This is a genomic window from Methanothermobacter sp. (assembly GCA_030055615.1).
Lineage (GTDB): Archaea > Methanobacteriota > Methanobacteria > Methanobacteriales > DSM-23052 > Methanothermobacter_A.
Map to the genome: position 1 here is coordinate 173,773 of JASFYN010000004.1, position 10,597 is coordinate 184,369.

Annotated in this window: 7 protein-coding genes; 1 reads left to right on the forward strand and 6 read right to left on the reverse strand. The window is 40.3% G+C overall.

Going from position 1 to position 10,597, the window contains the following annotated elements:
- Window positions 1-2: 2 nt before the first annotated feature.
- Genes QFX38_07805 through QFX38_07820 form a run of 4 tightly spaced genes read right to left on the reverse strand, consistent with a single transcriptional unit; the run spans window position 3 to window position 2,409 of the window.
- Window positions 3-689, reverse strand: coding sequence for a HisA/HisF family protein (locus QFX38_07805; GenBank protein MDI9624772.1), 687 nt, complete (start codon window positions 687-689; stop codon window positions 3-5).
- 4 nt (window positions 690-693) lie between these two features.
- Complete coding sequence (locus QFX38_07810) at window positions 694-1,035, reverse strand: DUF2149 domain-containing protein (protein MDI9624773.1); 342 nt, start codon at window positions 1,033-1,035, stop codon at window positions 694-696.
- Entirely contained in the window at window positions 992-1,672 is a 681-nt protein-coding gene (locus tag QFX38_07815; protein MDI9624774.1) for a MotA/TolQ/ExbB proton channel family protein, read from the reverse strand. Before QFX38_07815 ends, QFX38_07810 begins: the two co-directional genes overlap by 44 nt.
- A gap of 17 nt (window positions 1,673-1,689) precedes the next feature.
- Window positions 1,690-2,409 carry a DUF2162 domain-containing protein gene (locus QFX38_07820; GenBank protein ID MDI9624775.1) on the reverse strand — a complete coding sequence of 240 codons (720 nt, stop codon included), beginning with the start codon at window positions 2,407-2,409 and terminating at the stop codon, window positions 1,690-1,692.
- 150 nt (window positions 2,410-2,559) lie between these two features.
- Between QFX38_07820 and QFX38_07825 the strand changes: the two genes are divergently transcribed.
- Window positions 2,560-3,591, forward strand: coding sequence for an SPOUT family RNA methylase (locus QFX38_07825; protein MDI9624776.1), 1,032 nt, complete (start codon window positions 2,560-2,562; stop codon window positions 3,589-3,591).
- A gap of 7 nt (window positions 3,592-3,598) precedes the next feature.
- Here QFX38_07825 and QFX38_07830 read toward each other — a convergent pair whose 3' ends face one another.
- Window positions 3,599-9,691: a cobaltochelatase subunit CobN gene (locus QFX38_07830; GenBank protein MDI9624777.1), complete on the reverse strand. Its 6,093-nt coding sequence runs from the start codon at window positions 9,689-9,691 to the stop codon at window positions 3,599-3,601.
- 58 nt (window positions 9,692-9,749) lie between these two features.
- On the reverse strand, window positions 9,750-10,597 hold an 848-nt coding region (locus tag QFX38_07835), incomplete at its 5' end, for a pseudomurein-binding repeat-containing protein (GenBank protein ID MDI9624778.1).

A 10,597-nucleotide genomic window follows, 5' to 3' on the forward strand; every position in this document is an offset into this window, starting at 1 on the left:
GTTCACCTTATATGTAATGGGATTTTTCCTTGGTGGAGTGCTGTGCCAACGAGTACTTTCTTTATGCCCATAGATGATAATATTGGTATGTCTTGGAGTTTTATACCTCCACCGGGGATTATGTCAAACTTTCCGAATTTTTTTATGAGTTCTTTGTTGATGCCTTTTTGTGTGCCGACTCTCGTCAAGTCTAGTAGTATGACTTCTCCAGGGTCTAATTGGAATAGGGTGTCCCTGAATTCTTCTAGTGTCATGTTTAGGTTTTTGGAGTATAATTGGCCACTTTTTGTATCGATGCTTACCACTATCCTAGATTTGGGGAAAACTTTAAAAATCTTTTTTAACTCGTTAATGTTTTTTAGGGTTTCTGTGGCTACTATTACCTGCCATGCTATTTTTAAACCGAATTCAAAACTTTTGAAGTTTTGGACTCCGAAGTCTAGCATCACTGGTATTACATGGTTTATCTCTTGGATAAGTTGGATGTTTGAGCCTTGGCCTGTGATGGCGTCGAGGTCGGCTATATATATTCTCCTGGCCCCCGCTCTCTTTAGGGATAATGCTATCTCCAAGGGGTCTGGTGATGCTGAGAATATGCTCTTTAGTGGTTTGTATTCTTCTCTTTTCCCGGATTTGCCCGAGACTGCTAATGAGCCCATTAAATCTAAGACTGGTATAACTTCTATCATTTGGTTAGGCTCCTTGTACCATGATAAGTTTACCTGTCTGGGGGTCTTGGTAGACTGTGCCTAATTGTACCATGCCCGAGCCGGATCCTGAGACAACCTCTGGGGTGGTGTTAAGTTCTTGTCCTTGTTGGATTTCAACTACTTGTTTTATGGCTTCCATGGCTGCCTTACGTTCCTCTGGTGACATGTTAGAAAATACAACACTTTGCATGTTCCATGATATTACTAGGAATATTAGGAAGCCTACTGAGAGTACTAGCATTGCATCTACGATGTTGGCTGATCCTGCCATGGGGTCTTCTTCATTTTGATCTCCAAGCAGCCTCCGCCGTCGTCGGCGTAGCATCTTTCATCACCTCTAGTATTGTCTCTGCTAGTGCTTCTAGGTTGGAGAGGTATTCTTCGTACCATCTTCTTCTTATTTTTGATATGACGTATGATATTCCCCCTGCTGCGAGGCCTACTACTGTGGTGTCGAAGGCTACGATTATTGCTTGTGCTAGTGTTTGTATGTCTCCTGCTCCAAGTGCTGCTAGTCCTGGGCCCATGGGTATGAGTGTTCCCATGAGTCCTAGTGTTGGTCCGAGTCTTGTTATTATGTCAGTCTTTTCTAGGCTTTTGGCTATTTTTAGTTCTTCTGCTTCTATGAGTTTCCTTGCTAGTGCTTCTCTCGTATTTGAAGTTAGATTTGTTGTTTTCGCGATTTCTGTGAGTATCTTTTTTTGGCTTTCTGGGATTTTTAGGGGTTCTATTATTTCTGTTATCTTTTCTGGGTTGCCTGGGTTTGACATGGAGAATATGGCATTTTTTATTTCATTTACTTCGACTTTTATCCTGTTTGAGTATTCTGATAGTAGGCCGCCTAGTGATATTATGGCATAGCCCATGAATAGTAATAGTCCTACTATGACTGGTATTAGTAGGCTTTGGGAGACTACATGGAGGGCTGCGCTTAGTATTTCGCTGCCTGGTACTGCGACCATCGTATATCACCTCAATTTTAGTTTATTAGTATGCTATTTTTCCTGTTTATGAATATTCCGGATCCTATAAGGAGTATGGCGCCTATTATAGCATATGCTAGCGTTTGGGGGTTTGGTATTGTGATGGGACTCATCTTTGATGATAGTACGCTGTTTATGTTGGGTAGGACTATGGCTGATGCTAGGAAGTATAAGCCTACGAATAGCATGAAGTTACCTAATAGTATAGGGTAGGGTTTTTTAGAAGCTTTTGCTATGATTTTTGATGAGAGGTAGAATATTGCTATGAATATTCCCAGTAGTATTGCGGCATATTTTCCTATTGTGAGGGCTGTTGCACCTATTAGTGGGGCTATTAGTATTATGCTGAGGGTTACGGCTCCGAAGCAGCATGGGCATGGTGCTATCATGGCCAGGCAAGTAGTTGTGGCTGTATTTTTTTGGTGCTGTTTCCATTCTTTGATGGTGTATGCCCCGGCTACTATTAGGATTGTTGCCATTATTATTGTAATGATAGACGCGTATTCTGTGAAGTATTGGTGTAATGTTTCCATGTAGGGGTTTGCCAAGGCTGAGAGTACTAATATTCCAGTTGAATAGGCTACTGTTATGGTTGCTGCCTTTTTTTTGGAAAGTCCTGCAAGTCCCATTGCTAATCCTATCTTGGCGCCAAATAATAGTATGACTGAGAGTATTCCTGCTTCCCATAGGATGTTTACGAGATCCAATTTTTTCACCCCTTTCAAGTTATATAATATTTAATATATAAATTGTATTATTACTAGATGGGCTGATCCGAGCCTTGCCGTAATAACACTTTTCAAGTATACTTAAACAAAATTAAAATATATTTTAATATAAATTTTTTGCTACAAAGGAGGAATACCATGGAGTTCATCATAAAAACACAGAAAGGCCTAGAAGGAACCGCGGCAGCCTACATAAAAGAAAAACTCGAAAATGCAGACACTTGGATAACACCAGAAGGCTACTCAGGCCTAATCATACTAAAAACATCAGACGAAAAAGCCAGAGAAAAACTCAAAAGCATCCCAGAAATAGAAAGAACCATCACAGTACATTACAAAACAAAATCCAAAATAGAAAAAATCTTAGAAAAAGCGGAAAAGATAGCAGAACACATAAAAGATGGTGAAACATTTGCAGTTAAAACAAAAAGAAGAGGAAAACACGATTTCACAAGCCCCCAAGTAAACAAGAAACTTGGAGAAAAAATATTACAATTAGCAAACGCTACAGTAGACCTCAACTTCCCAGAAAAGATAATACAAGTCGAAATAATCGGAGAAAACACTTACATATCCATCATAAAAGGCGAAAAATGGAAAAAATACACACCAGAAAAAGAAAACGCAAGAAAACTATTCCACAAAACAACAATAATCCAAATGCCATACTGGGGCAAACCACAAATAGTCAAAAAATTCGGGGAAAAAATAGGAAGAGCAGCACAAGCCTACGAAATCAAAGAACTCATAATAGCCCCAAAAGAAAAAATGGACGCCCAACAAATAGCAGAATTCATAAAGGGAATAAAAAAGGGGCAAAAATCAAGATACATGATACAAAAAGAAGCATACCCATGGCCCACAAAAGAAGTCCCAATAAGCCTGTGGGACCTCTACCAGGCAATAAGAGACAAAAAAAGGAAAAAAAGGACAATAATAATAACAGACCCCAAAGGAAAAACAATAAACACCATAAAAGAAAACCTAAAAGAAGACCTGAGAAAATCAAAAGAAATAATCATACTCATAGGATCAAGAGAAGGAATACCCAGAGGACTATTCAAATTCGCAGACCACATAATAGACCTAACACCCTACATAACCTTCGCAACAGAACATGCAATACCAGCAACACTCACAACACTCTACCAAATATACACAGAAAAATAAAATACTATTAGAGTTTACCACGAGCACCAAGGAAATATCCCACGCCAACAAGAACCACGAGAACCATTATACCAGCGATTGCATACACTGGCAAGCCAGCGCTCGCCCCCGACGTTCCACCAATTTTACTCACCTCATAAACTCCACCAGATAACCCTGGACCTTGACCCGCACCCGCAGCAGCAACACCAGATAATCCCTGATCATACGCTTGCCTTGGGCTACCAGTATAACCTGGACTCACCCCAGTATCTCCAGGAGATCCCGGAGTCCCAATACTTGAGGATCCTGGGCTACCAGTATAACCTGGACTCACCCCAGTATCTCCAGGAGATCCCGGAGTCCCAATACTTGAGGATCCTGTAGGTGCAAATGCAGCATTTTGTGTAGCACTATAAATTCTCGCTTTAACCCCACTTAAAAGCTTAGGATTTACATACTGCATAGCCCATCGTATCATAGCAATATTACCACAGCTACAATCACAACAGGAAACACCATACTGTGAAATCGCCGAAGCCCACATATTAGCCATGCTTCTAATGGTATTTTCATCAGCCTTCCAGTAACCCATATAAACCATGTTTAGCATTGCACCCACAGAGCTTATCATAGCATATACCCTATTACCAGTTGAAAGCTGACTTGTAACCCCAATATTGTAGCTGTCCCGTAAGTATACACTATAGGCTGTCTGCCATAATGAACTGTAAAATTCTCGTGAGGAACCCACTTCATTTGTATATGTAGCTCGCGTAATTGTCCATCCCACCAAGTTAGAAATAAATTTTCTACTAATGTATCTGCCAGTGGGGTCGCTTTTCATCATGCCTTTGATCCATTCAGGGTTGAAATAACGGCTTGCTGCCTCTTGACTTATGAAACTTTCAATTGTTAATGCCTTTGGAGTAGCCCTGTTCCCATAACTTAAAACATACATTGTTGGTGCACGGCCATTCACTTTTTCCAGGGCGAGTGAAAGTCCACCCCAGTAGTCAAAGAAGTCATCATTGTCCAACACGCCGTAAAGGTTTGTGTTTCTACTAGTATATACCGTTCCAACACCTGTTAGCGCTCTTTTGAAAACTAGTGGATTGGATGCCCCCCATTGTGTGCTTGAGTATATGTTGCCCATCCTGTTAAGGTAGAAGTCTGCAAGTTGCATTCTGTCTTTCCATGTCCAACTTAATTGTATGCTCTTTGATATGCCTGCCCCATAATCGTTTTCTGGTGGGGCGAATATCCTTGAAATCGCATATTCTCCAGCAAGTTCTGGCGTCATGTTAAATGACATGTAATATTCGAAGTCCTCAACCCAATGTTTAGCCACATAATTGTAATCTAATGGTTCGTCACCAATACCATAGAATCCAACAGGTCCTAGTACATAATTTAGAGCTTTTTCTATCTTGTCTCCGTATTTTTGTTTGAGCATCCTATTATCTAGGATTGTATAGTAGGATCTTGCGAGGGCTATTCTGAATGCCTTATCAAGTAGTCCGGCTTGTCTGCTGTAAAGATCCCTGAATAGACCAGTTGTTATAATTATAACATCAATTCTTTTTTTCTTCCAACCCTCTGGTCGCACTAAATTTTCAAGTTCCACATACTTTGGCATTTCTTTGAGTTTAGCACCTCCTACACCAGCACTTGGGGAATCTGACCAGTCAGGTTCCATTCCAAGCAATACTAGTACCATTGATACTAATGCGGCGTCGTCACGTGCTGTTTCTGTACAAAATATTCCAACAGCTATTTTCTCTACAGTTTCATTAAGATTTTGCAGTGTTAGTAATGCTAAGGTTTTACCATATTCAAATGAGCTCCTTGTGGGTATTTCCGCTGCTTGATCTTGGAAAAAATTCCTACCAGTGGGCAAGGCATCAGGGTTGCTAACAGGGTCGTTACCGGCTCCCGGTGGAATATAACCACAATTCAAAGCATTTAATAACGCTTCTATTTCAGCATTTATACTCTTGTATACCTCTGTTGCATATTTTTGAGCTAATTCTAATGCCCTTTTTAATCCGGGTGTTGGTGTGCCAGTTAGATTGTTGAGTGTCGCATTCAATCCATTTGTGATAACACTTTTCACGATCTCAATGCACTTTTCTTGCACTTTCTCTTTCTGTGTACTGGTAAGGTTCTCATAAGATTTTCTATAGAATAGGAGGGCCACTTCTTTATGTAGTGTTGTCTCTTCTGTGGCAGAGACTTGGAATGGCACTGAGAGTATTGAGGAAACGAGCATTGCCACTTCATCTTTTGTCCAATTTTTGCCAATAGCATGTAGACCATGAGGATATAATGTATCCTGGATTAATCCTAGGTAATCTTCTATTGTTTTGACTAGCTTATCCCCATCTATTTTGTTGAGTGATATTCCCATTGTCATTTCTATGAGTTTTTTGAGGTTATTATCCTCTATCGTTTTCTTTATCCTAGTGACTATTTCAGTCTTCGTTGATTCGTCGGCACTGTCATATTGGCCTACCAAGGCTGCTAATGTGGCGTATCCACCGTATAATGCTGTGAATGTTAATGGTGGGGTTAAGTGGTCTATTATCACTGCTGATCCTCTTCTTTTAGCTTGGATGCCTTCTGCGAGTCCATCAACTATATAATAGTAGATTTGGGGTGTGGCACCTGCTACGACCTCTGGGAAATCATAGGATGCCAATAGAACCTCTTTACCTGGGAGCCATTCATAGGTGGCGTGTCTTCCAAGATGGACCATCACATCAATATTCTCTTGTAGGTAGGCATAGACTGCAAGGTACTGGTGTGGCGGGGCAACTACCATACTATGATAGAGTTTGTTAATGTCCCCTTCCCATCCACGCTGGGGTTCTGGGCAAATGAAAATATTACCAAACCATATCCCAGGGATTACAAAATATTTTGTACCATTTTTTTCTACTGTCATTATATTGCCAGGCGGCTCTCCCCAACCAGATAAGCCATTAATGTTAAGTGCAAAAAACTGCCTTTTATAAGCTAAAAATTCGTTATAGTATCTTAGATCTTTTGTTAAGATATAGTTTTTGAGTGAAGCCACTATCTTATCCAATAATGGGATGGCTATATTTGATTTGTTTTCTGGCAATAATGATACTATCCCATCATACCATGAGTCTATACGATCTTCCATGCCAGTTGTGTAGTTTAATTCTATTGCCTTTTTGCATAATTCTCCAATGTATCCTACTGGCCCTTCTATGACTTGGATTTTTGTGATCTCGTCAAGTTTGGAGAACCATTCCATGTATTTATCAACCGGGTAAAGTATTGCCCCGTTTTCTACAAGTTTTTTAAGTTCTCCCGGGGCCCAGGGGGCGACATTAATAGCCTTTTGCAGTATCATGTCATGGAGTATTGTTGTATTGGCTGGTATGCCCTTAACAATGTACCCGTTCTTTTGGAGGATATTGAGGAGATTATAAATGCTCGTTATTACATCAAGGTAACTTGAGCCGATATTGTCCTTTCCTGGCGGATAATTGTAATAGATCAGCGCCACTTTTTTTTCATTGTTTGGAAGCCTTTTCAGTTTGACCCAATTCCTTATCGTGTCGGCAAGATGCTCGATATTCGCTGGTATTATCTCATAGAGGCTATAGGACAATCCCGTGTCCGGGTCAGTGACGGGTTCAGAATTTGTGGCTACAATTGTCGAATCTATGATCCCCTGAGCTTCTGAAATGGCTATGTGCCACCATCTGTCACCTGTAAGTTGTCTTAATCCTAATGTGCTGAGCTCCCACTGTTCAGCGAGCAGATAATCAGAATGTAAGGCCTTGAATACTGGTACATTTATGAGTTCAAAAAATTTCGTCACATTCGTGAATAAGTCTCCACCTAAGCCATAGGCTGGCATGCTTATTATAGCATCAACATATACCGTATAATTTGATGGGTTTTTGAAGAAACTTTCAATGTCAGGCGCATTTGTGAATGATTCTACCATAACCTTTAATTGCTCTGGTGTGGCCCCATATGCCACTACTGGTATGACATTGAATCCTCTAGCCTCCAGTGCGTCGATGAGGGCATAATATGGCTGTAGTTTCTGGTTGTCCACATACATTTTACTTTCTAAGAGTCCTATGCAACCCGTGGCGTTTGCTTTGAAATATTTATTCGCATACTCTGCAAGGTCATTGTACCAACCATAACGGTATATTCCATAGGCTTTTTCGCCGCTGGTTGCCCATGTTGGAGGTTTCCAGTAGCCAGTGTTTGGAACTCCTATCAAGTTGAGGGCCCAAACAATCTGGTGGACAAATGCTTTCTTATTATTGATGTCCTTGTAGAGTACTGCCATGTTATATTCTACTGGGAATATGCCGGTGACATTGGAAGATGATGTATAATTTAATACTCTTTCGAAATTGGTGCCCTTTTTTGTATTCTGATAATAGTCAATTAGGAGTTCATCTGAAATGTTAGAGAGGATGTATTCTCCTTTGATGTTTGAATATTTCATAAGGCTTGTATATGCCGGATTATAGACTATTGCAGGTTCTAGTATGAGGAATAGTCCATCTGTCTTGTTAGTTATATTTGGATGTGTGGAGAGCAATCTTTGTAGGCGCTGAGATGCACTATCACTAAGGTATTCTCCAATGAATATGTCACAGGCTGATAAGAGTTGCAGAAGCTCGACATCTGACATTTTAGTTAATTGTTCACAGCTTCTGATCTGTATCTGAACCTTTTCTCGTATAGGAGCGTACCCAAGAACGTTTGTATCATGGGCTGCTTGGTTGATGACTATAGCTTGTCCTTCATCACTTATAATGAAAACCAGGATATTACCACTTTTTTTAACTGTACAAGATCTGTTAAATTTATTGTTTGTTTCGTTGATTTCCTGTATTCGGTTTTCAGGGTCTATGATGAGTTGTAGTGTGTGGACGCCTACCGTTGTTGGAGTCCAATTAAATTCTACTATAACCGTCTGGCCACTGGCAATTACCGGAATATTCCGAGTTCCAACCCTCACACCATTATCATAAAAATCAACCCTAACCTGACTCGCATCTTGTTCACCTGCATTCCCAACTAGAGCATTAATAGTATATTCCAGACCCCTATAGAATGTCCCTTCAACTTTGGATTGTATCCAGAGATCTGGCATTTTAATGACAGGTGGTTTATACCTAACCTCTAGTAGAGCCAAAATTATCTTATAAAAACCGCCCCCACCATAACCACCAGATAACGCACCATCATAGGTTAGAACATTCTCTCCGGTGGGATCGAATTGGTTAGTTACATTCCATTTATTCAAGCCACTAAAACTACCTGTTAATTGAAAACCTGAAAGTCTTCTACCATTAAATGTGTATTGGGCGTCCACACTACTTGCATGGACTACAGTGACCATGGCATTTTTTATTTCACCTGCGATACTCGACTTGAAGATGGTCTCCCCTATATAATTTTTCCCAGTATCTCTTGTGTAAAAGTAATTGTCGACATCATGGCCCATGTTAACCCAATAGGCAATAGTATCAGTGCTTCCTGGGAAATCATAAGCTACTACGAGGGTTATAAGCTTTATACGACCATCTGTGGTGCAATTAAAGGTTGTTACATTAGCCCAGTTTCTAGTCTTGGTAATATTGGTCACATCATACCATAGTAGATAGTCACTTGTAACCCTCACAATATGATCGTTTATCTGAAGATATTGGGGAGCTTCTTCATCTAGGAGGGGAAAATCGTACCGTGAAGATAGGTGTGTGCTTTCTAGTAGATGACCATTATATGTAATGTTCACATTAAGTGGATAATCATTCTGCATATGGCCTTGGTATACGAGTACGTAAAGTTGGGCCCATGAAACACTTGCATTATTGGGCAGATCCTTGAAAGTATATAATACACTGGAATTACCAGGTTCGTTCACGCTATAATCTGCCGATCCGTTTGTCCCGAGGTAAGTGTCAATATAAAGTCCGCCACTTACGGTTCCGTTTTTGATTGTTTTAAGTTTTAAGCCTCCACAATATGGGTCAGCGTAAGATGAAGAAATTAATGTGAATATTACAACCGTTAGGGTGATGAAACTTACTAGTTTCTGAAACTTTTTCATTTTCCTCCCCCTTTAAACCCCATTTAACCCTAATATAAAAAAATTAAAAAAATTTAAATTAGATCATGACATACCTCGGTAATCTGTTGTTTGTCCCGTAAAATGCTATGATCTTACTGTACATGTAGACTAAACGTTGGAATGGTATCCTACCAAGGATAGTTCTTGCATAATTTGGCGCTCGATTGTATCTCTTAATGAATGTTAGGATGTTGTTGGCAACCTGCACATAACTTGACCTGTAAAGTCTGCCATGTCTGTAGCTTCCACTTGGATTCAGAGGAGACTTCACATTCTTTAGGGTGATAGGACCCAAATCCCCCTTGTTTATATTCACTGTGGCCATGCAGAGCAGATAGAGAAGTTGACTCATGGTATATCTCTGTCCATTGATAATAACAGTAGAAGGTAGCCTACCATAACGGTTATAGTATGCTTTAACTCTAGTTGCAGCATTAACAAGCTGTACCAAACTAATACCGCTCTTAACACTGATAATTCTGGGTGCCATGTTGTCAACTGTCACATTATAAGTTCCAGTTTGCAACGTCCTTGTGAATTCCACCGTCACTGTTGCTCCGGGTCCTATTGTAACGGTTTTCTCATCCACTACCTGGTTGTTCACTTTAAGTTGGACTGTGTAATCACCTGCAACATCACCACTGTTCGTGACATTAACCCTCACTATAATACTTAATGGTGCCAAGCCAGATTCTGGTGTGACTGTTAAGTTGCTAAGTTCGAATGTAGCCGGTTTCTGGACTGTAACCGTCACAGGTGCCATGTTGTCAACTGTCACATTATAAGTTCCAGTTTGCAACGTCCTTGTGAATTCCACCGTCACTGTTGCTCCGGGTCCTATTGTAACGGTTTTCTCATCCACTACCTGGTTGTTCACTTTAAGTT

Excerpts from the sequence above, each read along its gene's own strand:
- QFX38_07805 (MDI9624772.1), bottom strand. The coding sequence starts at position 689 with ATGATAGAAGTTATACCAGTCTTAGATTTAATGGGCTCATTAGCAGTC.
- QFX38_07810 (MDI9624773.1), bottom strand. The coding sequence starts at position 1,035 with ATGCTACGCCGACGACGGCGGAGGCTGCTTGGAGATCAAAATGAAGAA.
- QFX38_07815 (MDI9624774.1), bottom strand. The coding sequence starts at position 1,672 with ATGGTCGCAGTACCAGGCAGCGAAATACTAAGCGCAGCCCTCCATGTA.
- QFX38_07825 (MDI9624776.1), top strand. The coding sequence starts at position 2,560 with ATGGAGTTCATCATAAAAACACAGAAAGGCCTAGAAGGAACCGCGGCA.
- QFX38_07830 (MDI9624777.1), bottom strand. The coding sequence starts at position 9,691 with ATGAAAAAGTTTCAGAAACTAGTAAGTTTCATCACCCTAACGGTTGTA.